Source organism: Shewanella sp. SP1S1-7 (genome assembly GCF_031932105.1).
In the GTDB taxonomy this organism is placed as follows: Bacteria; Pseudomonadota; Gammaproteobacteria; order Enterobacterales; family Shewanellaceae; genus Shewanella; species Shewanella baltica.
Window position 1 is genome coordinate 1 of sequence record NZ_JAUOEU010000027.1, and the last position, 24,998, is coordinate 24,998.

A 24,998-nucleotide genomic window follows, 5' to 3' on the forward strand; every position below is an offset into this window, starting at 1 on the left:
GAATTCTGTCATTTGTTTTTGCCCTCTCTTCATAAAGAGAAAAAAGCGAAACCAAAATTATGTACATATTGCTATGAACACTCTTCATCATTGATTTAATTCTTTGACTGCCAACCCTAAGGTTAAGCAGTTTCGATTAACTCAACACCTGTGAGTGTCCACACAGATTTCTTGTTTTATCTTGTTAAAGAGCAACTCAATATTCGTAATAGAACTTGAGTACCACACTGAGCGCCGAACGCTTCCAGTTGGCTAGGGCTGCGTATTCTACGCATTTCCCGTTTCGCGTCAAGGAGTATTTTTCAACTTCTTGCCGTGCTTGAATTAAATGCTTAAAAGCGACTCAATTCAACCTAACTCGTCAGCTGGCTTTCGCTGTCTGCCGTGTCAGTGGATGCGCATTATAGGGAGCAGGAGATTTTGTGCAACCCCTATTTTAAGGAAATTTGCAGTTAATTCTAATTATCTAATCTAACCACACCATACCCACCACTTACCCCCAAAGTTATCCACATTTTAGTCAAAACAATGCCTTTACTCTGCATTTTTCATAGCAAAAGCCCATGGAATGATCTGTTGGTAAATATGAAAATAGAAGGGTTCAGTCTTTCAAAAACTAGATTCAGTGAGGTGAAGCCGGACACTGATTGGGATAGCGCCTTTAGTGAACAACCTAAAGACAGATGTACTTGGCTATTTATGCTTATTTATTAATGCTTCGTTATTTATGGAATCCTAGCCTGTTATATGGAAGAGACGAAGCATCACTATTTAGATGAGCTATTTGTACATATATGCGTATGCGCAGAGAGAAATTTACCCACAAAAAAGCCAGCTTACGCTGGCTTTTGACATCAAGTTAGCTTAACGGTAATCGATTATACGGCTGACTGGAAGATCACTTCAGAGGCTTTCTTAGTATAAGACTCGATTTGATCGAAGTTCAAGTAACGGTAAGTGTCAGCCGCAGTGGCGTCTAACTCTTTTGCGTATTCTTGATATTCTTCAGGTGATGGCAGACGACCTAACAGTGCAGCTACCGCAGCCAGTTCAGCAGAGGCTAAGTATACATTAGCACCTGTACCTAAACGGTTAGGGAAGTTACGAGTCGACGTCGATACCACAGTCGAACCTTCAGCCACACGTGCTTGGTTACCCATACACAGTGAACAACCTGGGATCTCGATACGCGCACCTACACGACCGAAAATCGCATAGTAACCTTCTTCAGTCAACTGATCTCTATCCATCTTAGTCGGTGGTGCAATCCACAGACGGGTTGGCAGAGTTTTAGCAAACTTATCTAGCATCTTACCGGTTGCGCGGAAGTGACCTATGTTGGTCATACAAGAACCAACGAACACTTCGTCAATCTTAGTTTGCGCAACAGATGACAGCAGAACGGCATCATCAGGATCGTTCGGCGCACACAGGATTGGCTCTTTGATGTCGTTCAAATCGATTTCGATTACCGCAGCGTACTCAGCATCTTTATCGGCGCTCATCAGTTCAGGATTCGCTAACCACTCTTCCATACCTTTGATACGACGTTCAATGGTACGACGATCGCCGTAACCTTCAGCGATCATCCACTTCAGCATGATGATGTTTGAGTTCAGGTATTCGATGATAGGTTCTTTGTCTAACTTGATAGTACAACCGGCAGCAGAGCGCTCAGCTGAAGCATCAGACAGTTCGAAAGCTTGTTCAACTTTCAAGGTTTCAAGACCTTCGATTTCCAGTACGCGACCAGAGAAGATGTTGACTTTACCTTTCTTCTCAACGGTCAGCATGCCCAGTTCAATGGCTTTTAATGGGATAGCATGTACCAGATCACGCAGTGTGATACCGGGTTGCATTTTGCCCTTGAAGCGCACTAATACTGATTCCGGCATGTCGAGCGGCATAACACCAGTCGCCGCAGCAAACGCCACTAAGCCAGAACCTGCTGGGAATGAAATACCGATTGGGAAACGCGTATGTGAGTCACCACCCGTACCAACGGTATCTGGCAGCAGCATACGGTTTAACCATGAGTGGATAACACCATCGCCTGGACGCAGTGATACACCGCCGCGGTTCATGATGAAATCTGGCAGAGTATGATGTGTGTTCACATCAACAGGCTTTGGATAAGCCGCAGTGTGACAGAATGACTGCATAGTCAAATCAGCACTGAAACCTAAACAAGCTAAATCTTTCAGCTCGTCACGGGTCATAGGACCAGTGGTATCTTGTGAACCAACGGAGGTCATCTTAGGTTCGCAGTATTGGCCAGGACGCACGCCAGCTACGCCGCATGCTTTACCAACCATTTTCTGTGCAAGCGTATAACCTTTACCCGTATCAGCCACGTCTTGTGAACGCACGAATACGTCAGATACGCCTAAACCTAATACTTCACGGGCTTTGTCAGTTAAACCACGACCAATGATCAGTGGAATACGACCACCAGCACGAACCTCGTCTAACAGCACTTCAGTTTTTAAGCTGAATTCTGAAATCACTTCGTCGCTGTCGTGACGCTTAACCACACCGGCGTATGGGTAGATGTCAATCACATCGCCCATTTCCATTTTGTTTACGTCAAGCTCGATTGGCAGTGCGCCCGCATCTTCCATAGTGTTGAAGAAAATCGGTGCAATTTTACCGCCAAGGCAGAAACCGCCAGCGCGCTTGTTAGGGACAAATGGAATGTCATCGCCCATAAACCACAGTACTGAGTTAGTCGCAGATTTACGTGATGAACCCGTACCGACAACGTCACCCACATACACTAATGGGAAACCTTGTGCTTTTAACGCTTCGATTTTTTTCACTGGGCCAACGGCGCCAGCAACGTCAGGCTCGATACCATCACGGGCGTTTTTCAACATAGCTAACGCGTGCAATGGGATATCAGGACGTGACCATGCATCGGGTGCTGGCGACAAGTCATCGGTGTTGGTTTCACCAGAAACTTTAAATACTGTCAGAGTGACTTTGTCGGCCAGTTTGGGACGGCTTAAATACCAATCTGCATTTGCCCATGCTTCAACTACTTGCTTAGCAAACTCATTGCCCGCTTCCATCTTCTCAACCACATCGTGGAAAGAATCGAACATCAGCAAAGTGTGAGATAAGGCTTTAACAGCTAAAGGTGCTAACGCTGGGTTATCCAGCTGCGCGATCAGAGGTTCGATGTTGTAGCCGCCTTGCATTGTGCCTAACAACTCAGTAGCACGCTCAGCAGATAGAATCGGTGATTTTTCAGTGCCTTTGGCAACCGCATCTAAGAAAGCAGCTTTAACATAAGCGGCTTCATCAACACCTGGGGGAATTCGATTTTCAAGCAGGTCGAGAACGAAAGCCTCTTCACCTGCGGGTGGATTTTGAACTAACTTAACCAGTTCAGCCACTTGATGTGCATCTAATGGCTTAGGGACTACGCCCTCTGCAGCACGTTCTGCGACGTGTTTACGATATGCTTCTAGCACGGCAACATTCCTCTTTGTTTGGCGCTCTAACAACGAAACTGCACGTCTTCTTAATTGAAGCTGACAGTCCGACATGATCGACCCGTATTTCCGGCCTGCAGTATACTACAGCTTTGCAAAAGTATGAATCAGGTCACACTCGGCAAAAAGCGAAATAAGGACTAAATCCGGCGGCGAATGCCAACTTACGGGAATATTAAAACAAGTGAAATTAGACAATAGTTTGAAAACAGACAAAAAACCATACACTACAAATAGTTAACAATATTTTATTAATTTTAAATCGAACAGGCAATTTTCAGCGCCCTAGATCAAATATGTGTAAATTTTTCTCATCTTGCGGCATTTTGGCTTTTAAGATGCGGTGCGAGAACTTACACTCAGGCTTAATTTACTGCATATCTCAGTTATTTCCCCAGTCCATCGGAGTACCAATGACATCCCTTAGCATTCAAGCCGTTATTTTTGATATGGATGGCGTTTTAATCGATTCAGAACCCCTATGGCAGCAGGTCGAGTATGAAGTGTTATCCGCACTTGGCGTACCCGTGACCATAGAAACGATTCAACAAACCACAGGTTTACGTATCGATCAGTGCGTCGATTATTGGTACCACAAAGCTCCTTGGCCTCACTACGATAATGCCAAGGTCAGCCAAGCGATTGTCGATAAGGTCGCCAGTGAAATTCTGGTTAGCGGCGAAGCTATGCTGGGCGTTCACGAAGCGATTGATCACTGCCAAGCACTGGGTCTTAAAATCGGCTTAGCCACCTCTTCGTTTTACACTATTATCGAGGCGGTGCTCTCTAAGTTAGGGCTCAGCGATAAATTTATGGCGGTGCAATCTGCCGAGGGCCTCACCTACGGCAAGCCCCACCCTGAAGTGTATTTGAATTGTGCTAAGGCGTTAGATGTCGATCCCCGCTATTGTCTTGCGATCGAAGATTCTTTTAATGGCTTAATTGCAGCCCGAGCGGCCAATATGCAAACGCTTGCGATCCCCGCGCCAGAGCAAAGAGGCGATGCTAAGTGGGTTATCGCCCACCATCAGGCTGAGAACTTATTGGCCTTGCCGACACTCTTAGCTCAATAACGCCATAACACGCCTAGTCTCTGCTGGGCGGATAAGCTTAGTTTTAGCTATATGGATAATGAGTTTTTACCAGATAGATGAATAGCAGAATGCTGTATGCACGAGAGGGGAGCCAATGAAGTACCTGTCTTTATTATCACCCGTATTATTACCCATGGGCTTAATACTCATGTCCGTCAGCTTGTCCGCTAATGCGGGTGGTGCCATGCACTGCAAGCAACAAGTGGTCAACACTGGCGATACCTTAACCGCTGTGCTGGAGAAGTGCGGTTCGCCCAGTGATATTCGTGAGTACAGTCTGCCAGCGACTTATCTCAACTCAGATGGCGACCGAGTGATCGATCCCAGCAAGTTGCCGACTGAGTATCAAGAATGGACCTATGACTTTGGACCAACACGCTTAATGCGCCGGCTTTATGCCACGGACAATAAAGTCACAAAAATTGAATCCTTAGGTTACGGACATTAATCAGCAGCATCCTAGATTATGGTCGTCAATAAAAAAGCCAGACATTGTCTGGCTTTCTTGTTTCAATCAACTGAATGTATTACCAAATCTTTACACGTTCATCTGGTGTTAAATACATTTTATCGCCTTCTTTCATCTCGAAGGCTTTATAGAAGGCTTCCACGTTACGCGGCGTACCCATAGCGCGGTAGTGACTCGGTGAATGCGGATCTGTCAGCAAACGACGGCTCAGCTCTTCATCACGGTAGTTACGACGCCATACTTGCGACCAGCCCACAAAGAAGCGTTGCTCACCCGTTAATCCATCAAGCACTGGCGCGGGTTTGCCGTTAAGGCTCATTAGATACGAGCGTGCCGCTACGGTTAAACCGCCTAAGTCGCCGATGTTTTCCCCTAAGGTCAGATCACCGTTAACAAACTTGCCGGGCAGTGCTTCATAACCTGAGTATTGCGCTGACAGTTGTTTACCGCGTTTTTGGAATTCTTCGCGGTCTTTATCTGACCACCAATCACGCAGGTTACCGTCGCCATCGTACTTAGCGCCTTGGTCATCGAAACCATGGCTGATTTCATGGCCGATCACTGCACCAATACCACCGTAGTTCACTGCATCATCGGCATCCATATTGAAGAATGGTGGTTGCAGAATCGCAGCTGGGAATACGATTTCGTTTTTCACTGGGCTGTAATAAGCGTTTACCGTTTGTGGCGTCATGCCCCATTCGGTACGATCGATTGGCTTGCCAAGCTTGTTGATCATATCTTGATATTCAAACTGAGCGTAACGCATATAGTTACCCACTAACTCGTCAGCCTTGATATCTAAACCTGAGTAATCTTTCCACTTATCTGGATAACCGATTTTATAGGTAAACTTAGCCAGTTTTTCTTGGGCGGCGACTTTGGTTTCTGGCGTCATCCACTCAAGTTCATTGATGCTGACCTCAAAACCTTTGATCAAGTTTTTGATCATAGTTTCCATACGCGCTTTAGCTTCTGGCTTGAAGTATTGCTTAACGTACTCTTCGCCCACTAACTCACCAATCACTTGGTCAGCGCCATCAACGGCTTTTTTCCAGCGTGGTTGTTGCTCTTCGATACCCATTAAGGTTTTGCTCTTAAAGGCGAAGTTCAAATCAACAAAGTTTTTGCTCAGTAACTCGGCGTAGCTATCTACTAAGTGGAACGCGAGATAATCCTGCCAAGCCGATACTGGGAATGTCTCGAAACCTGCACCGAGTTTTTCGAAGTAAGAAGGTTGGCGCACTATGATGTCAGTGACTTTGTCGCCTAAACCTGCGCTGGTCGCGAAGGCATTGAAATCAAATTGACCCGTTAACTTTTGCAGTTCAGCGCGATCTAACTTGTTATAAGCCTTATTGGCGTCGCGGGATTCCACTCGGCTCCACTGACTTTTGGCGATCATCATTTCAATATCGGCAACGTTTTTAGCCGCGCGTTTAGCGTCCTTGTAACCCGCTTCGGTCAGTATGTCTGTCACATACTTGGCCATGGCTTGGCGATTAGCGGCAAACTTAGGATCATCTTTCAGGTAATAATCGCGGTCTGGCAGCGTAAGGCCCGACTGGCTTAAATACACGGCGTACTGGGTTGAGTTTTTAGCGTCATTATTGACGTAAAAACCAAAGGGAATACCAGAGCCAGTCGTCAGTAATTTACCCATAACGGCAGGTAAATCAGCGTGTGTTTTTGCGCCAGCGATATCGGCCAGCAATGGCTTAAGCGGAGTAACGCCTAAGGTTTCAAGCAAATCGGTATTCATAAAGCTGGCATTGAAATCACCAATCTTCTGCTCATTCGAACCTGCCGCGGGATTCTTTTTAGCAGCCGCTTCATCGATTATCTTTTTCAATGCATCTTGGCTTTGATCGTACAGCACAGAAAATGCGCCGTAGTTAGACTTGTCGGCAGGTATAGGCGTATTCGCCAACCATTTACCGTTAACGCTATAATAGAAATCGTCTTGATGGCGAACTGAGGCATCAAAGTTTTGCAATTCAATGCCAGAAACCGCGGCGACTTCAGTTTTAGGCTCAGTACTACAAGCGGCTAAACCTAAACTCAGGGCGATACCCAGTGCCAGTGTGCTTATCTTCTTCATTGTTTTCCCCAGCTTCCTTAAGAGTTATTATTTTTCCCGCAAAACCTTAGCATCTTGCTACGCCCCACAGTAGCAAGATTTTGTAAAAGGATATGACACTTTAGCGACGCGCGAACTGATTTAGATAAGATGACATCAAAGTCGTTTAGGATTTTCATCGCACAAAAAGTAAGGGCACAACCTCAGTCATGCCCTTAAGATCTTCACACGCATCACTCGCTAGAAGTTTTTACCCACAAATAAATAGAAGGACTTATCGCCAAGATCTGTGATCCCAAAGCCGATTGCCGCAGGTCCCATGGAAGTATCAGTACCAATGTAGAGACTCGATGCATAAATCAAATCGGTGAGCGTGACTTCAGAGCGTTCATCCCAGACATTGCCCGCTTCCAAACTCCAACCTAGATACAAAGGATAATCTGTCATTCCGAGCGCATCACGCCCGAGATCATATTGATAAACAAAGGCGCCAAAGACTTTATGCGCCCCAGTCAGTGAGTCTTTATGGTAGCCAGATAGATTTAAAAATCCACCCAGTTCAGATAGATGCAGTGTATTCATCCCATCATTATCGTTGGTTGAAATCGATGCCTTACCCACAAAAGCATGATTGCCGACACTCAAGGCGCCCTTCCAGTCGGCCTCTATCTGCACACTGTATTCGTTTTGGTTATCGTCGATAATGTCATCGAAATCTTCATTGCGCACATAGACGTTTAAGGTCACGCGATTACCCGATGTCGGGAAACTAATACTGTCTAAGCTGTCGTAGCCGAATCTAAAGTAAGCCCCATAGGAGCTAAAATCCAAGTCCCGTAACAGCCAGGCATCATTAATTATCGCGCCCTTCTCCGCCACTAAACCCAGTTCAATCGTGCCCTGTGAGGTGTAGTTGTAGCCGATACCCAGTTCTATGGTGTGGGTTTTCTTGTCGAAGGTTAGCAGACGATTGTTATTATCGTATAAGTCCCAATTACGGGTATCGTATTGATAACGAGCGCGGCTAAAGAATTGTTGGTCTCTATCTAAGGGCTGATAGAACTCAGTCGCAAACAACTTTTCCATACCGAGTTTGATTTCATTGCGCCACTCGCCGCCATTGAAGGTCAAATCCGTCATGGTATAGGCCATGTCAAAACTGATGGCAGATTCAGAGTTAAAATCATCCTCCCAGTTAAAGCCCAATTGGAAATAATTTGGCCCCCAAGACTTAGCTTTAGTGGTCACAGTCAGTACGCGGCCGTCTTCACCCTCGACAAACTCAGCATCGACACGCTCAAACTTATTGAGGGAGTAAATACGCTTTAACGCCTCATTGAGCTCGTCCTTAGACACAGCTTGCCCAGGCTTAATGTTCAAGGTTTCCGTTAAGAGATTCAGACTCACCTTAGATTGGTTATCGAAGACAATTTCATTAACAGAATGACGCACATCCGCCATTAACAACTTACCTTTGGCTTTTTTGGCCTCGACATAGGCGGCATATTCCTCAGGGCTCACGCTCATGCTGCTCAGCTTATCAAGCTGTCCATTAGCGGCTTCTTTGCCGAGCGTTAATGCCAAGGGCATGATAGTGAAATCAGTGGTGCTGAGGGCGTCGATCGCGGGACGGATCAACACGTCTTTATCAGTCAGCAGCAGTTTTTGTTTTTCGGTGCTGGCATTGGTTAAAAAGTTGGAGAGCTGATCGAGCACGGCAATAGTGCTGTCTAATTTATCTTTTTTGACCAGAGGTGAACCAATATCGACGGCAATAATAATATCGGCGCCCATGGCCTTAACGACATCGACAGGCATATTGTTGGCAATACCGCCATCGACCAATAACTTACCTTCAATTTGAGCGGGCTGCAGCGCACCGGGAACCGTCGCAGAGGCTTGCATGGCTTTGACCATGCTGCCGTGACTGATCACCACAGGTAAGCTAGTTTCTAAATCGGTCGCCACTGCACGGTAGGGAATGGCTAAATCATCGAAATTACCAAATTGCTGTACTAGATCGGTAGACTGACGTAGAAGCTGCGACATAGTCTGACCACGCAGCAACCCACTTGGCGCCCTTACTTGGCCTTCGTTATAACCAATGTTCAGCGGAATGTTGTATCGATCGCGTAACTGTTTATCCCTATAACTCAAAATATTGCGCGGGATAGTATCCGAGTAGCCACTGTCCCAATCAACGCCCATCATGATCGCTTCGACTTCGCTGGCGCTGTAACCCAAGGAGTACATGCCTGCGACATAGGCACCGATACTGGTGCCCGCGATGTAATCGACTGGGATGTTATGTTCTTCTAATATTTTGAGCACCCCCACATGGGCAGCGCCTTTAGCACCGCCGCCACTGAGTACGACACCAATTTTAAGGCGCTCTGCCGCCATCGACGGAGTCATGCACAAACACAAAATAATAGAAGCGAGTAGTTGACGCATCATGGTGAGGTTACTTTTTTATGGGATAAAAATCCGAGTTATATTACCAAACTTATCGATTTAACCGTCAGTCATATTTTATCTGGACCGACTAGTGATAAGACTGTGTACTATTTACACAAACAGATGCAGTTTAATTGAATAAATGACGAAACAAAATATCAATCATAGCTGAATATTTTGTCATTTAAATTTTAAGGACGCTGGTTTATATCTTGCTCGTATGGCCTATCGCCAATACAAATATCAAGGACGCATGATCAAACATAAACGAGCCGATAATAGGCTATATGATCTTACTTAATGCTCAATAGCAACGATTCTGTTATCTGTTTCTAAATAGCGTTCAAAATCAGCCACGCACATAGGCTTAGCAAAATAATACCCTTGAATAATATAACAGCCGCGGCTAAATACTTGCTCTAACTGCTCAACCGTCTCAATCCCTTCGGCAACCACATTTAATTTAAGGTTACGGGCTAATTCAATAATACTGCTCACAATCGCCTGATCGGCCTTATTGGTGGCGATATCAATCAAGAAGGAGCGATCGATTTTTAAGGTATTCACCTCAAAATGGCGTAAATAAGCCAGAGAAGAATAACCCGTCCCAAAGTCATCAATAGCAACTTCAATCCCCAAGGATTTCAATCGCGAGAGATGATCTTTAGCGACGTGCAGCTCTTTCATCAATACGCCTTCAGTGATTTCTAAGCCTAAAGACGCTGTCGGCATTTGGGTTTCATGCAGAATGCTTTGTATGTCTTCAATAAAATCTGGCTGTCTGAAATGCACCGCCGAAATATTAACCGACAACTTAAAGGTAGCGCCATAACGCTTTACCCAATATGCTCCCTGCACACAGGCTTGCCTTAACACCCAGCGGTCAATATCGACAATTAAACCGCAGGCCTCGGCGACTTTGATGAAAATATCGGGACGAATAAAACCATCCTGCGGATGTTTCCAGCGAATTAATGCTTCCATTCCTATGAGCTTATCGTTACGCAAAATATCAATTTGCGGCTGGTAATAAAGCTCGAACTCTTGCCGCTCTATGGCTTTACGTAAATCGGCCTCAAGCCGTAAATGATAGAGGGCTTGGGCATTACGCTCAGAGGAATAATATTGGAAATTCCCCCGTCCTTCTTCTTTGGCGTGATACATAGCAAGATCGGCATTCTTGATAAAGGCCTCGGGCTGCACCGCATCATCGGGCCAAATACTGATGCCAATGCTGGTCGAAATATAAAACTCACGGCCATATAACTTAAAAGGCGCCACGATTTGTTCCAGCAGCCGCTCGGCAATGTGGTTGATATCATCAATGCTGTTGGCATTTCTGAGTAAAATCACAAATTCATCGCCGCCAAAACGGCAGAGCATATGCTCGCTAGCAACACAGGACTGTAGTCGGCTTGAGGCTTCGACCAGTAAGGCATCGCCCATGCTATGACCATAGGAGTCATTAACATGCTTAAATCTATCGAGATCCAAGAACAATAGCGCCAATTTCTCGCCCGTTTGCTGCGCGGCCTGAATAGACTGTAATAGGCGACTAGAAAATAAGGAGCGGTTTGGCAATCCCGTAAGTACATCGTAATTGGCTAGGCGGCGTAAATCGGCTTCGGTTCGTTTACGTTCGGTAATATCCGAGAATACCACCACATAATGGGTCACTTTCCCATTGGCACTTTGCATCACAGATACGTTTAGCCATACAGGGCAAGGTTGCTGACTGGCGTTGATTAACTCACGCTCGCCCGTCCAAGACTGGCTATCACTGAGGAGTTGCTTGATTTCCGATGCTAAACCGTCATTCATCTGTACAAATTGGGTAAAAGATTGGCCAACTAAATCAGCAGAATCGATGCCGATAATTTGTTGTGCAGCGTAATTCGCCACGCGAATACTGCCTTCGACATCTAAAATCAGTACACCTTCAGAGGTGTTACCAAAGGCTTTTGCCAGCAAATTCACTTCATCTTCTAACTGGCGTTGCACGGTAATATCACTATAAATACCCGCGACCCGCTCAACCTCATTGGAGTGTTTATTACGCGCAACGGGTCGCCCTTTTACCCTTAACCAGCCCCAATTACCCTCCTTGCGCTGATAACGATATTCGGCTTCGAATCTATCGTTCTCCCCCGATATCATGCTATTCCACTGATCGATCACTTTTTCCCTATCCTGTGGATGCACGGGCAAATCCTCTAAACTCACCACAATCTCATTGGCATGGGTACCAAGCACAGAACCGCGATTATCGAGGTGAAATGCCTGCGTATTCTTATGCCATTCCCAGAGATCTGAGTCACTGCCGCGTAAAGATTGCCTTAGTCTGTCATCACTCTCAGTTAATGCCTGATTCATTTGTTTAAAGGTATTGATCTGACGTTGTCGGTACCAAGCAAGACTTAAAGCAATAATGGAAAATAACAGCAGTAAAATGCCCTTAAAACCTTGGGATAACCACCAATGCTGCTCAACATAAAAGGGATAGGTAAAAGGTTTGTCTGACCATATGCCATTCACCTGACTCAAAATATCTAATACATAACCACCCGCAGCTAAACCTGCGAGGTTAATCTGCGCCTCCCCCTGAAGCAGCACATAACGACTCTCCTCATCTTGATGACGTAAGCGATATTTAAATTGGATGGGCGAATCATCGAGATAATCTAAGTTAGTGATTTGAAAACTAACCATATTGGCTTCGGGTTTAATGGTCATCAGGTTACGCGGCAACAAGGAAACTTCTGTCGTGTTGTTATAGTAAACAGAGACAGATTCAAGCATCACATGGTCATCGGTAATGCGGTTAGCCAGCCTATCGACATCCAGTCGCATCACGCCCTCGGGCGTGCCTAAGTAAAAGCCTGTTTTAGGTGAGTAAAAATAGGCGCCTTCGTTCATCTCATCGGAAATTAAACCATCGAGTTGATTAAACATTGCGATATTGCCTGTTTGAATATCCTGACGAATCAAAGAATCCGAGCAGCCCACAAGATTAGACTTAAGCGTTTTTTGAATAAAAAACACTGAGCTGCAATTTAATTGCCATTCGGAAGTCAGTGAAATTAACGATCCCGTTTGCTGATGGTATTCGAATAAACCTTTTTCATAGGAGCCAAACCAGATCACCCCAGGTGACATTTCTTCAATATGACTGACCGTTGGCTGTGCCGCAAAGGCGTTAAATAACTGCCGCTGATCATGAAACTCGTTTTGGCTGTCGATATAGCCAAAGACTTTTTTACCGCTAACCCACAGACGACCGTCAGACGTACGATAAATCGTGCGGATAACGGGTCGCTTGGGGCCATCAAATTTGTCCGATGATTTATCAATATCAAAGGGCTGAGGTTCGTAAAGTCCCATTTCCCAAAAATACAGCCCTGATGTGGTCGCAATCCAAATGCGTCCTTTCAGTTTAGGGTCGAGGTAGGTTTTATAAATGAGCTTATTTTTAAAGCCATCATTACCGTGGGTCCACTTAGCAAAACTGCTGCCTTGCAAAGTGTCTTTATCGACAACAAAGAGACCGCTAGTTGTCGATAATAGTAAATAATGTCCCTCAAACTCACTGATATCATAAATGCTTTCATGGGGATTAAATCCCTCAATCGGCACGTTAAATGCCTTACTACTGCCTTTAGCAATAAAATCCAAATTGGAAGAACCTAGCCAAACGCCTTCATCACTGGCATGCACTGACCAAGTCATGGCATCACTCAATTGATAGGGTTCATCGCCGGTATAAGTGTCGAGGATAAAATCAGGCTGCGACGCCAATAACGCCAATCCATCGCCTGAACCTCCGACCCACATCAAACCCGCATCATCAAACAACATGGCTTTTAGCGTTTCCATGTCGGCCTCAACCTTCAACTCCTTTTGATAGTTTTCAATCTGGCGTGTTTCGGGCGACCATTTCAATAAACCGATACGACTGGAAAACCATAAATATCCTTTCGCATCTTCAACGATCGCTGTGCTCCAATCGGGCAATTCTGGCACGGGGATAATCTGCCTAGAAACTTGATCTAATTGATAAACGCCGCGGCCAGTCGCAATCCAGATCCTATGCTGAGAATCCTCTAACATATCGAGAATACTGCCCATAGATTCGGTCCAAGAGTATTGGAATACCCGCTCGCCATTTTGCTCTAGCAACTCTAATTGCAAGGTTCCCGCGACCAGCATTTGACCATTCGGCATGACCAGCAATTTACGCCAAGGAAGATCGCGATTAACCGGCAACTGAGTAATGAGGCGCAGTTCGGACTTTGAAGGGGAGAATTCATATATCTGGCCATTATCAATTAACAATCGCCATGTTTTACTATTCTTTCGGGCTGCCGAGACCAGCGCACCACCGGGAAACTGCGGGAATAAATAGGGTGAACCAAAGGCGGTAAATTGATTTTGGACAATATCGTAGAGGTAAATCGCGGCGTTGGTGCTGACCAATAGTTTGTCACGGTCGATGTTTACTACTGAGGTTAAAAAGTCATCTGACAGTCGCGATTCGGTGCCGATTTTATCGATACGCCGCACCTTAGAATTACTGACTCGATACAAGCCCTGCTCAGTCGCGGCCCATACAAAACCGTAATCATCTAAGGCCAAACCGCGGATACTGGTGACCGCTAAACCATCCCTATCAGTAAACACTCGCTGCACAAAGCCGCCCGCCCAAGCCGAGTGGACGCCAGTCAGTAAAAGGATGAAACATGTCAGAATTGTTCTAATTATTTTTGTTTGCATGTGACGGCTTACTTCATACCATAGTTGTACTGTAGCAGCTCAATCCTATCAATTCATCCGCTTGTTTACATAAAAGTTACAAAAAAATACAGGCAATAAAAAAGCGCTCAAATGAGCGCTTTTTTAATCGACAGCTAAATTACTTTTTCTTTGCCTTTGGGTTTGGCAAATCAGTAATAGAACCTTCGTACATTTCAGCGGCTAAGCCCACTGATTCGTGCAGTGTTGGGTGAGCGTGAATGGTTAATGCTAAATCTTCAGCATCACAACCCATTTCAATCGCTAAACCGATTTCGCCTAACAGCTCGCCACCGTTAACGCCAACAATCGCACCACCGATTACGCGATGAGTGTCTTTGTCGAAAATCAGCTTAGTCATGCCTTCGCTCGCATCAGATGCGATAGCGCGGCCACTTGCTGCCCATGGGAAAGTTGCGGTTTCGTAAGCAATACCTTGCTCTTTCGCTTCTTTCTCAGTTAAACCAACCCAAGCTACTTCTGGGTCAGTGTAAGCAATTGATGGGATCACTTTTGGATCGAAGTAGTGCTTCATGCCAGCGATCACTTCTGCCGCTACGTGGCCTTCGTGCACGCCTTTGTGAGCGAGCATTGGTTGACCAACGATGTCACCAATTGCATAGATGTGCGGTACGTTAGTACGCAGTTGCTTATCAACCTTGATAAAGCCACGCTCATCAACGTTAACACCTGCTTTTTCAGCATCTAACGACTTACCATTAGGTGCACGGCCAATTGCTACTAATACCGCATCGTAACGGACAGCTTCAGTTGGTGCGCTCTTACCTTCCATAGAAACATAGATACCGTCTTCACGGGCTTCTACCGCTGTGACTTTAGTTTCAAGGATCAGGTTGAATTTCTTCTTGATTTGCTTAGTGAATACGCGAACCACATCTTTATCAGCTGCAGGGATCACTTGGTCGAACATTTCAACCACGTCGATTTCACTGCCTAAAGAAGCGTACACAGTACCCATTTCTAGGCCGATAATACCGCCGCCCATCACTAACAGCTTGCCAGGAACTTCTTTCAGTTCTAATGCGTCAGTCGAATCCCAAATACGTGGATCTTCATGCGGAATGAATGGCAGTTTGATTGGGCGAGAACCCGCAGCAATGATAGCTTGCTCGAATTGAACCACTTTGACAGTGCCATCTTCAGCAGTCACTTCTAACGTGTTAGGGCCAGTGAATTTACCAAAACCGTTAACCACGTTAACTTTACGCATTTTGGACATACCGCCCAATCCGCCAGTTAATTGGCCAATGACTTTTTCTTTAAAGCCACGTAACTTATCTAAATCGATAGTTGGCTCGCCGAAAACCACACCGTGAGCAGCAACGGCTTTGGCTTCTTCGATAACTTTAGCAACATGTAATAGGGCTTTAGATGGGATACAACCCACGTTAAGACACACGCCACCTAAAGTGCTAAAACGTTCAACGATAATGGTTTCTAGACCTAAGTCCGCTGCACGGAAAGCCGCAGAATAACCTGCAGGACCTGCACCTAATACCACTACCTGAGTTTTGATTTCGTTACTCATGTTTTCCTCTAATTCTCATTCAATCCGTTGGAGGAGCTATCCTGCCAACCGAAAATGCGCCAGCGCGTAAGGTGGGCGCATTTTAACCTGTGTTTGATACTGATCACAATAAACAAAAGGCCACTCAAGATGAGCAGCCTTATATGCTTACAGAACCAAAGTACGAATATCGGACAGAATTCCTGACAGCGTCACACTAAAGCGTGCAGCCATAGCACCATCAATCACACGGTGATCGTATGACAGCGACAGTGGCAACATCAATTTAGGTTCGAACTCTTTACCATTCCACTTAGGCTTAATTTCAGATTTAGACACACCTAAAATCGCCACGTCTGGGTAGTTAACGATAGGCGTAAACGCCGTACCGCCAATGCCACCTAAACTTGAAATAGTAAAACAGCTACCTTGCATGTCAGCAGATTTCAGCTTGCCATCACGGGCACGGATAGAGATATCAGCCAGTTCACGAGATAACTCGATAATGCCTTTCTTATCCACGTCACGCACGACTGGCACAACCAAACCGTTTGGCGTATCAACCGCCACACCGATATGGAAATACTTCTTCTGGATCAGTGATTCGCCATCGCTACTTAAGCTTGAGTTGAACACTGGGAACTGTTGCAACGTTTTAGCCACAGCTTTTAGCATAAACACTAAAGGCGTGATCTTGTAATCGGCTTTTTTCTTCGCCGCTACATCGTTTTGCTGCTTACGGAACTCTTCCATTTCAGTGATATCAGCTTCATCGAACTGAGTCACGTGAGGGATAGTTACCCAGTTGCGGTGTAAGTTAGGGCCAGAAATCTTCTGGATACGGCTTAATGGAATTTCTTCCACTTCACCAAACTTACTGAAATCAACTTTAGGTGCTGCAATCACTTGCAGACCGCCGCCGTTACCTGAACCCACAGAGGTTGCCGCAGTCGCTTTCGGACGAGACAGTTCGTATTTCACATACGCCTGAACGTCTTCTTTCATAATGCGACCTTTACGGCCAGAACCTGTCACTTGGGTCAAATCGACACCAAACTCACGGGCTAAACGACGTACCGCAGGAGACGCATGTACCGCACCGGTAGACACAGGTGTACCTGCACTTGGGTGGTGTGGTACTGGAGGACGGCTTGCAGGTGTTGGGGCTGCAACGGGCGCCGCGCTCACTGGAGCAGGAGCTGCCGCTTGAGCAACCGCTGCAGGAGCTGCACCCACTGTGACAGTTTCAATCGTTGCAATAACGCTACCTTGAGAAACCTTGTCGCCCACTTTAACCGTCAAAGACAGCAGTTTACCGGCGAATGGCGCAGGCACTTCCATGGTGGCTTTGTCAGTTTCAAGGGTAATCAAACCTTGGTCTGCAGTAATTTCATCACCGACAGACACGAGCACTTCGATCACATCGACATTGCTGGCATCGCCAATATCCGGCACTTGAATTTCTTTTACCGCAACCACACTTGCCGCTGGTGCAGCAGGTGCTGCGGCCACTGGCGCTACCGTAGCGGCAGGAGCCGCTTGGGCAGCAACAGTTGGCGCGGCTGCAGGTGCAGCGCCGCCCACTTCAAGCATGATAACTAAAGAGCCTTGCGACACTTTATCGCCAACTGCGACTTTAACGTCTTTAACCACACCCGCGAAAGGTGATGGTACGTCCATGGTCGCTTTGTCTGTTTCTAGGGTAATTAAACCGCTATCCACTTCAATCTTGTCACCGACAGCAACCAGGACTTCGATAACCGATACATCTGTGTCGCCACCGATATCAGGCACAGTCACTTCAACCACTTTGGTTGCGCCCGTCGCAGGAGCAGCAGCCACAGGGGCAGGAGCCGCTTGAACTGGTGCAGATGCTGGTGCCGCCTGAGCGGGTGCAGCAACTGGAGCCGGAGCAGCAGCTGCCGCGCCCGCTGCTTGCATCATAGCAATCAAAGTACCTTCAGATACTTTATCGCCCACAGCCACTTTCAATTCGGCTAAAACACCGGCGAAAGGCGCTGGAATATCCATAGTCGCCTTGTCGCTTTCGACGGTAAGAATCGATTCTTCTGCCGCTAGGGTATCACCCACAGCCACACAGATTTCGATCACTTGCACTTCATCGCCGCCGATATCAGGAACAAAAACTTCTTTTAATTCAGCCATTTTTATTGCCTCTTACGCGTACTGTGGATTGATCTTGTCAGCGTCGATACCATATTCTTTAATGGCTTTTGCTAACACATCGACAGGCAGCTCTTTGCGATCAACCAGTGATTTCAGTGCCGCAATAACGATGAACTTAGCGTCCACTTCAAAGTGGTGACGCAGATTCTCGCGGCTGTCTGAACGACCGAAACCGTCAGTACCTAACACTTTGTAATCGGTAGGAATATAAGCACGTAACTGTTCGCCGTAAATCTTCATATAGTCAGTCGCGACGATTGCAGGTGCATCACTTGAAATCACTTGGCTGATATAGGCTTGTTTTGGCGTTTCGGTTGGGTGCAGCATGTTCCAACGTTCAGCGGCTTGACCATCGCGAGTCAATTCGTTGAAGCTAGTTACGCTAAATACGTCGGCTGTGATACCGAAATCTTTCGCCAGTGCTTGCGCCGCTTTACGGGTTTGTTCAAGGATAGTGCCACAGCTCATTAACTGAACTTTGCCTTTACCTGAGCCCGCAACCGTTTCTAACTTATAGATACCTTTGACTATGCCCACTTCCGCGCCTTCTGGCATGGCTGGTTGCTCATAGTTTTCGTTCATCGTGGTCAAGTAGTAGAAGATATCTTCTTGATTCTCGCCGTACATACGACGGATACCATCTTGTACCACAACGGCGATTTCGTAGCCGTAAGTTGGATCATAAGTAATACAGTTAGGGATAGTGTTCGCCAATACGTGGCTGTGACCATCTTGATGCTGCAGACCTTCGCCGTTAAGCGTTGTACGACCTGAAGTACCACCGACTAAGAAACCACGCGCACGCATGTCACCCGCAGCCCAAGCCATGTCGCCAATACGTTGGAAACCGAACATTGAGTAGTAGATGTAGAACGGGATCATAGGTGTATCGTTGACAGAGTAGCTTGTCGCTGCCGATACCCATGAAGACATAGCACCGAGTTCGTTAATCCCTTCTTGCAATACTTGACCGGTTTTATCTTCACGATAATAAGCCACTTGGTCAGAGTCTTGCGGTACGTATTTTTGGCCTTCGTGAGCATAAATACCCACTTGACGGAACAGACCTTCCATACCGAAAGTACGGGCTTCATCAGGAATAATTGGCACAATATTTTTGCCAATTTTCTTGTCTTTCAGCAATGCTGTCAGCACGCGAACGAATGCCATAGTCGATGAAATTTCACGGCCGTTTGAGCCCTGTAAAATCGAATCGAAAATCTTCAGTGACGGCACTTCCATCTCTTCAGTGAACTTTTGACGACGTTGTGGCACGCTACCATGCAGCGCTTCACGACGGCTCATCATGTACTTCACTTCTTCAGAATCTGGACCAGGATGATAGAAAGGCAGATCTTCTAACTGGTCATCAGGGATCGGGATATTGAAACGATCGCGGAAGTAACGGATAGACTCAACGCCCATCTTCTTCACGTTGTGAGCAATGTTTTTACCTTCACCCGCATCACCTAAGCCGTAACCTTTAACGGTTTTCGCTAGGATGACTGTTGGACGGCCTTTGGTTTTTTGTGCATGTTCCAGTGCAGCGTAAACTTTAACTGGATCATGACCGCCGCGGTTTAAGCGCCAAATGTCATCATCTGACATGTTAGCAACCATTTCGGCCGTTTCAGGATACTTACCAAAGAAGTGTTCGCGCGTATAAGCGCCACCTTTGGCTTTACAGTTTTGGTATTCACCGTCAACGGTTTCTTCCATCAACTGCAGCAGTTTACCGCTGGTGTCACGGGCCAATAATGGATCCCAGTAACGACCCCAAATCACTTTAACAACTTCCCAGCCTGCGCCGCGGAATTCGCCTTCAAGTTCTTGGATGATCTTACCGTTACCACGTACAGGGCCATCAAGACGCTGTAAGTTACAGTTAACGATGAAGACTAAGTTATCTAATTCTTCACGGGCTGCTAAACCGATCGCGCCTAAGGCTTCTGGCTCGTCACACTCACCGTCACCTAAGAAACAGTAAACAGTTTGTGCTGAACAATCTTTCAGACCACGGTCAGTCAGATATTTCAGGAAACGGGCTTGATAGATGGCTTGGATTGGACCTAAGCCCATAGAAACCGTTGGGAACTGCCAGTAATCCGGCATCAATTTTGGATGTGGGTATGAAGACAGACCCTTGCCATCCACTTCTTGACGGAAGTTAGCCAGTTGCTCTTCGCTTAAACGACCTTCTAGGAATGAACGCGCATAAATACCAGGGGCGATATGGCCTTGGAAATACACGAGATCGCCACCGTCTTTTTCATTCGGTGCACGGAAGAAGTGGTTAAAACATACGTCATAGATAGTCGCGCTTGAAGCGAAACTTGAGATATGGCCGCCCAACTCTAAATCTTTCTTAGAACCACGCAGAACCATAGCCAAAGCGTTCCAACGGATGATGGCGCGAATGCGACGTTCCATCTCTTGGTTGCCAGGCATGTGAGGCTCTTGACCCGCTGGGATAGTGTTCAAGTAAGCCGTTGTGGCATTGTAAGGCAAGTGAGTGCCATTACGACGCGCTTTATCGATCAGCTTCTCTAGTAAAAAATGCGCGCGCTCTGGGCCTTCCTGTTCCAACACGGCTTGCAGGGCATCAACCCATTCCTGAGTCTCTAATGGATCTACGTCTTGTAGCATATCTTCAGACATGACACTGTCCTTCTCTATATACATGATAATGAATGGTGTTTGCGGCATATTCCGATTTAGCAGGCAGCTAAACTACAGAACTTAAGCGCCACTCTTTAAACGGCGCAAGCTTCGCTGCAACCGGCTATCTTCTTCCCGCACAGATAACATCACCTCTTCGATGTAACTTAAGTGTTCATTCGAGGCTTCTCTGGCGGCTTCGGGATCACGACGAACGATGGCAGCGAGCAAGGCCCGTCTGTGATCGTTAGCCATAGTAGAAGCTTCTTCGCGGCGGCTTAAAAGCTCCAAGTTTTGCGCCACATTTTGATGCAGCACAGGGGTTAAACTGAGAACGAGGTGTAACATAGCCACGTTATGTGACGCTTCGGCAACGGCACGATAAAAACGCACAATGGCGGCGGCTTGTTGTTCAATATCGGTGGCGGCTTCCACCTCGAGGATCATACGTTTGATATTTTGCATATCGGCGTCAGTACCACGCAGCGCCGCAAAATAAGCCATCATGCCTTCTGTAGCATGACGAAACTCCAGCAAGTCGTATTGACTCTCTGGATCAGAATTCATAAGTTCAACGATAGGATCGGCAAGGCTCTGCCAGAGTTGCTCTTTGACATAAGTACCACCGCCTTGGCGGCGCATTAACAGTCCTTTTGCCTCAAGCTTTTGGATAGCTTCACGCAAAGAAGGTCGAGACACTTCAAACTGGATCGCCAGTTCGCGTTCAGGCGGTAACTTCTGACCGGGCTGCAAACTGCCCTCTAAGATCATCTGCTCTAATTGAGCCATGATCACATCAGAAATTTTTGGCTGATTAATTTTACTATAGGCCATCAGGCGCTCAGCTCCGTTGTAAATTGGTCTTACCAATTTTTTTGAGTGAGCGCACTTTATCAAATCAGCGTTTTGATGTCCAGATTGAAGATCACTCCTTAAAAGCGATCTCGATCGAAAGCACTCACGAAGAGAGAGCATAGCGGAAAAAAATGTCTATGGGGTCAGACCATTTGACAGTGCTGAGCTATCTCAGCTCAGACTGCCAAATTCAGCTATCGCTGTGACGCTGATATTGCTTAACTCACCAATCCAAAAATGGTCAGCAGTGACAGTACCGCGACGATAAGTGTAAAGTTGCGTTTACTCAGTACTAATAATGCCAAGGTTGACTGTACACATATAGGTGCACTCGCGACCTCAGGTAAAGGTTGCGCTGCTAATGCCGTCTCAACAACGACAGTGCGAGCACTGGTATTTATGGTCAAACCATGATGGCGCCACGCGGCTACCCCTTCGCTAAATTGGCCACTTAACGCATAACCAAAAGCAAAGATGCGGCTAGGTAACCAATCCAACACGCTAATCACTTCGTTGACTAATGGCAGCTCAAGGGATTTACGGGCATTTTCTTCTGCATAAAAACGCACAGTGCAATACAACACAGCACCGACTGGCCCCAGAAAAATGAAGAACAAAGCAACGGCGCCGTAATAACGATAGTTAATCCAAGCGACACTTTGACCCACTTTGGCGCCAAGGTCTTTCTCGGATACCGCATCCAAACACTCGCTACAATCGAGCTCAGCGGCATAATGGTAACAAGCTTGGACGTCAGAACGACAAGCCGCTTGCATATATTTCTTGAAAATATCACGCTGTTTCTGATGGTTAAAACAAACCACCGCCACGACAATCCATAGCGCTAAGCTTAATAAGCCCCAAAACATCCCCGCCACTAACCAAGACAATACATACACCAACAAGGCTGGCAGCACTAACGCCAGCGCCATCATAACGCTCGTCAGTGAGGCTTTATCACCAAAAAACGTCGTTTGGTAGGATTGCAATAAACGATCAAATTGCCATGATGAAGGAAGAAATTTAAGTCGCTCCACTAAAATGGCGACCAAGAGTGAAAATAATGCCATGGGCTGTACCTCTATAATTTGTCCATAAATAGTCTAGGTTTGTGTGAAATACGTCTAAAATCCAAAAACCTAAGAGCGCAACGCCTAAGTATATTCCTTTAGCTTCCCTAAATATCTTTCCCAATCAAAACTTTGCCCAGGGTCTGTTTTGCGCATTGGCGCAATATCACAATGACCCACAATTCGTTCGGTACTCAGCGATGGATACTCCGCCAACAGTGCTTGCGTCAACGCTACCAGTGACTGATATTGCTCAGGCGTGTAAGGTTCAGTATCTGTGCCTTCCAGCTCAATACCAATGGAGAAATCATTACAATTCTCTCTCTCGCCATAACGAGACACCCCAGCATGCCAAGCCCTGTCGTTACAACTCACGTACTGCACACGCTCGCCATTACGGCGGATCAAAAAGTGCGCCGAGACTTCCAAGCCCTGCAGCTGTGCAAAACTGGCATCGGCATTGGTATCTAAGCACCCTTGAAATAATTGATCAATATAAGGTAATCCAAAGCAACCTGCTGGCAGGCTAATATTGTGGATCACCAACAAACTCACTTCACCCAAGGGACGTTGATTAAAATGTGGTGACTCACAACGCCTTGCACCCTCACACCAACCCGAATCAAACCGCATTATGAGCTTATCCTCTATACCACATAAACTGGGTTACTCTAACAGTATTCAGCCAAGCAAAGAAGAAACCCAGCGCACGGAACAGACTGACTTCATCATCTTTTAATATTGAGCTCACGGAGTAAGCCATTCACTCCCAACTTAAATAAGTCAGAGGTTGAGTCTCTGCAGGCACAATCTTCCAAGCTGTTCCGTGAGGCCTAAGGCCGTGGTAATCTTAACCTAAGATGCAAGTAGGTCGTCAGTAATTAAAGAATGCAAGGACCCCGCTCATGTTAGAAAACGATATTCGCCAATCAGTAAAATCCGCCCTCAGTGAAGACTTAGGTGGCACCGAAATCAACGATCAAACGAAGGCTATCGCTTATGGTGATATCACAGCAATGTTGATCCCTGCTGATAAGTACGCTGAAGCCACCCTTATCACCCGTGAAGAAGGCGTTTTTTGCGGTAAAGCATGGGCAGAGCAGGTTTTTAATCAACTCGGTGGGGAAGTCGCACTGCATTGGCATGTGGATGATGGCGATTTAGTATTACCCAACCAGTTACTGTGTGAACTCTCGGGACCAGCGCGCGCTATTCTCACTGGCGAACGCACGGCAATGAATTTTATCCAAACCCTGTCTGGCGTTGCGACCTTAACTAAGCATTATGTCGATAAACTGGTGGGCACTCACACTCGCCTATTAGATACTCGCAAAACCATTCCAGGCCTGCGCACTGCCCAGAAATATGCCGTCACCTGCGGCGGCGGCAAAAACCACCGCATTGGCTTATATGATGCATTTTTGATTAAAGAAAACCACATTATGGCCTGTGGTGGCATTCGCCAAGCCGTAGATACCGCCCGCAACTTGCACCCGAACAAACCCGTTGAAGTCGAAGTGGAATCACTCGAAGAACTCGCCTTAGCACTCGACTCTGGCACAGATATCATCATGTTAGATAACTTCGATATCACTAAGATGGTCGAAGCGGTTGAAATGAACAATCAATATAAAGCGAAAGGCGCCGGCGCTAAGCTTGAAGTCTCCGGTAATGTCACCTTAGACACCTTAGCCGAATTTGCCAAAACCGGTGTCGACTATATCTCAGTTGGTGCGCTCACTAAGCATGTTCGCGCCCTAGACTTGTCGCTTAGATTGAAAGCTTAAAACCGACTTAAAGTAAACCGTAACATTTGTTAAATCATAAAACGCTTTGCATGTACCAGACTCAAAAAGCAAAGCGTTTTGCCCTTATGATACGAATATCAGCAATGGCTAAACTCCTTCAAAAATCAATCGAAAATCCGCCATCACCTTGACTCTAGCGCTAATACCAGTCAATCAAACTGACATTGTCAAAATTTTGTTATAACACAATGTGTTTAATCTCCTATTTCTTAGACAAATGAATCATTTTATTAGTACTTTATGAGTAAAAGTTGTTTCATTTTATGCAACTTTGTACTAACTTTTACAAAGGCGAGATGGCCGTTTGGTCAACCTCACCTAAGGTCAGCACTGGAATGTCTGTCAAAATGCTCTAATCTGCGTTTTTGAGGAGCACATTTTGAGGGACATTAGCCTAAGGTGCGGTTACCGAAAGGATTTATTCAAACAGACATTAGCTCAGTAAGTGGCGTTGAATAAATCAGCATGAGTCATTACACATGGGTCATTCAAGATCATCGGTGTACT

The 24,998-nt window shown here is 46.2% G+C and carries 13 protein-coding genes; 3 read left to right on the forward strand and 10 right to left on the reverse strand.

Annotation, left to right across the window (positions count from 1 at the left end):
* Positions 1–878 precede the first annotated feature (878 nt).
* On the reverse strand, positions 879–3,476 hold the full coding sequence (gene acnB, locus Q4Q49_RS17550) for a bifunctional aconitate hydratase 2/2-methylisocitrate dehydratase (RefSeq protein WP_311999973.1): 2,598 nt from the start codon (positions 3,474–3,476) through the stop codon (positions 879–881).
* A gap of 434 nt (positions 3,477–3,910) precedes the next feature.
* Here acnB and hxpB point away from each other — a divergent pair, with 434 nt between their 5' ends.
* Both hxpB and Q4Q49_RS17560 read left to right on the forward strand, forming a co-directional pair.
* Positions 3,911–4,570 (forward strand): hexitol phosphatase HxpB, encoded by a 660-nt coding sequence (gene hxpB, locus Q4Q49_RS17555; protein WP_259528619.1) that lies wholly within the window; start codon positions 3,911–3,913, stop codon positions 4,568–4,570.
* Positions 4,571–4,685: 115 nt separating this feature from the next.
* Positions 4,686–5,039, forward strand: coding sequence for a DUF2845 domain-containing protein (locus Q4Q49_RS17560; protein ID WP_311999975.1), 354 nt, complete (start codon positions 4,686–4,688; stop codon positions 5,037–5,039).
* 79 nt (positions 5,040–5,118) lie between these two features.
* Here Q4Q49_RS17560 and Q4Q49_RS17565 read toward each other — a convergent pair whose 3' ends face one another.
* The 9 genes from Q4Q49_RS17565 to ampD form a co-directional block, all read right to left on the reverse strand.
* The gene (locus Q4Q49_RS17565; protein ID WP_006084358.1) at positions 5,119–7,161 is read right to left on the reverse strand and encodes a M13 family metallopeptidase; all 2,043 of its coding nucleotides are present in this window, start codon (positions 7,159–7,161) and stop codon (positions 5,119–5,121) included.
* A 219-nt stretch (positions 7,162–7,380) separates the two neighbouring features.
* On the reverse strand, positions 7,381–9,597 hold the full coding sequence (locus tag Q4Q49_RS17570; RefSeq protein WP_311999977.1) for a patatin-like phospholipase family protein: 2,217 nt from the start codon (positions 9,595–9,597) through the stop codon (positions 7,381–7,383).
* Positions 9,598–9,894: 297 nt separating this feature from the next.
* A complete protein-coding gene (locus tag Q4Q49_RS17575) occupies positions 9,895–14,367 on the reverse strand; it encodes an EAL domain-containing protein (protein ID WP_311999978.1) in 4,473 nt (1,490 codons plus the stop codon).
* Positions 14,368–14,506: 139 nt separating this feature from the next.
* On the reverse strand, positions 14,507–15,934 hold the full coding sequence (gene lpdA, locus Q4Q49_RS17580; RefSeq protein WP_006084361.1) for a dihydrolipoyl dehydrogenase: 1,428 nt from the start codon (positions 15,932–15,934) through the stop codon (positions 14,507–14,509).
* 147 nt (positions 15,935–16,081) lie between these two features.
* The gene (gene aceF, locus Q4Q49_RS17585) at positions 16,082–18,079 is read right to left on the reverse strand and encodes a dihydrolipoyllysine-residue acetyltransferase (RefSeq protein ID WP_107402777.1); all 1,998 of its coding nucleotides are present in this window, start codon (positions 18,077–18,079) and stop codon (positions 16,082–16,084) included.
* 12 nt (positions 18,080–18,091) lie between these two features.
* Complete coding sequence (gene aceE / locus Q4Q49_RS17590) at positions 18,092–20,758, reverse strand: pyruvate dehydrogenase (acetyl-transferring), homodimeric type (RefSeq protein WP_311999979.1); 2,667 nt, start codon at positions 20,756–20,758, stop codon at positions 18,092–18,094.
* Positions 20,759–20,839: 81 nt separating this feature from the next.
* The gene (gene pdhR, locus Q4Q49_RS17595) at positions 20,840–21,592 is read right to left on the reverse strand and encodes a pyruvate dehydrogenase complex transcriptional repressor PdhR (RefSeq protein ID WP_311991062.1); all 753 of its coding nucleotides are present in this window, start codon (positions 21,590–21,592) and stop codon (positions 20,840–20,842) included.
* A 239-nt stretch (positions 21,593–21,831) separates the two neighbouring features.
* Positions 21,832–22,683, reverse strand: a complete 852-nt coding sequence (gene ampE / locus Q4Q49_RS17600) for a beta-lactamase regulator AmpE (RefSeq protein ID WP_311999980.1) — start codon at positions 22,681–22,683, stop codon at positions 21,832–21,834.
* Between the two features lie 84 nt (positions 22,684–22,767).
* Positions 22,768–23,316 carry a 1,6-anhydro-N-acetylmuramyl-L-alanine amidase AmpD gene (gene ampD / locus Q4Q49_RS17605; protein ID WP_311999981.1) on the reverse strand — a complete coding sequence of 183 codons (549 nt, stop codon included), beginning with the start codon at positions 23,314–23,316 and terminating at the stop codon, positions 22,768–22,770.
* A 272-nt stretch (positions 23,317–23,588) separates the two neighbouring features.
* Here ampD and nadC point away from each other — a divergent pair, with 272 nt between their 5' ends.
* Positions 23,589–24,470, forward strand: a complete 882-nt coding sequence (nadC, locus tag Q4Q49_RS17610) for a carboxylating nicotinate-nucleotide diphosphorylase (RefSeq protein WP_311999982.1) — start codon at positions 23,589–23,591, stop codon at positions 24,468–24,470.
* The last annotated feature ends 528 nt before the right edge of the window (positions 24,471–24,998 follow it).

Bases quoted from the DNA above. Each gene is read 5' to 3' on its own strand.
- hxpB (WP_259528619.1), top strand. From the start codon at position 3,911: ATGACATCCCTTAGCATTCAAGCCGTTATTTTTGATATGGATGGCGTT.
- Q4Q49_RS17560 (WP_311999975.1), top strand. From the start codon at position 4,686: ATGAAGTACCTGTCTTTATTATCACCCGTATTATTACCCATGGGCTTA.
- Q4Q49_RS17565 (WP_006084358.1), bottom strand. From the start codon at position 7,161: ATGAAGAAGATAAGCACACTGGCACTGGGTATCGCCCTGAGTTTAGGT.
- Q4Q49_RS17570 (WP_311999977.1), bottom strand. From the start codon at position 9,597: ATGATGCGTCAACTACTCGCTTCTATTATTTTGTGTTTGTGCATGACT.
- Q4Q49_RS17575 (WP_311999978.1), bottom strand. From the start codon at position 14,367: ATGCAAACAAAAATAATTAGAACAATTCTGACATGTTTCATCCTTTTA.
- lpdA (WP_006084361.1), bottom strand. From the start codon at position 15,934: ATGAGTAACGAAATCAAAACTCAGGTAGTGGTATTAGGTGCAGGTCCT.
- aceF (WP_107402777.1), bottom strand. From the start codon at position 18,079: ATGGCTGAATTAAAAGAAGTTTTTGTTCCTGATATCGGCGGCGATGAA.
- aceE (WP_311999979.1), bottom strand. From the start codon at position 20,758: ATGTCTGAAGATATGCTACAAGACGTAGATCCATTAGAGACTCAGGAA.
- pdhR (WP_311991062.1), bottom strand. From the start codon at position 21,592: ATGGCCTATAGTAAAATTAATCAGCCAAAAATTTCTGATGTGATCATG.
- ampE (WP_311999980.1), bottom strand. From the start codon at position 22,683: ATGGCATTATTTTCACTCTTGGTCGCCATTTTAGTGGAGCGACTTAAA.
- ampD (WP_311999981.1), bottom strand. From the start codon at position 23,316: ATGCGGTTTGATTCGGGTTGGTGTGAGGGTGCAAGGCGTTGTGAGTCA.
- nadC (WP_311999982.1), top strand. From the start codon at position 23,589: ATGTTAGAAAACGATATTCGCCAATCAGTAAAATCCGCCCTCAGTGAA.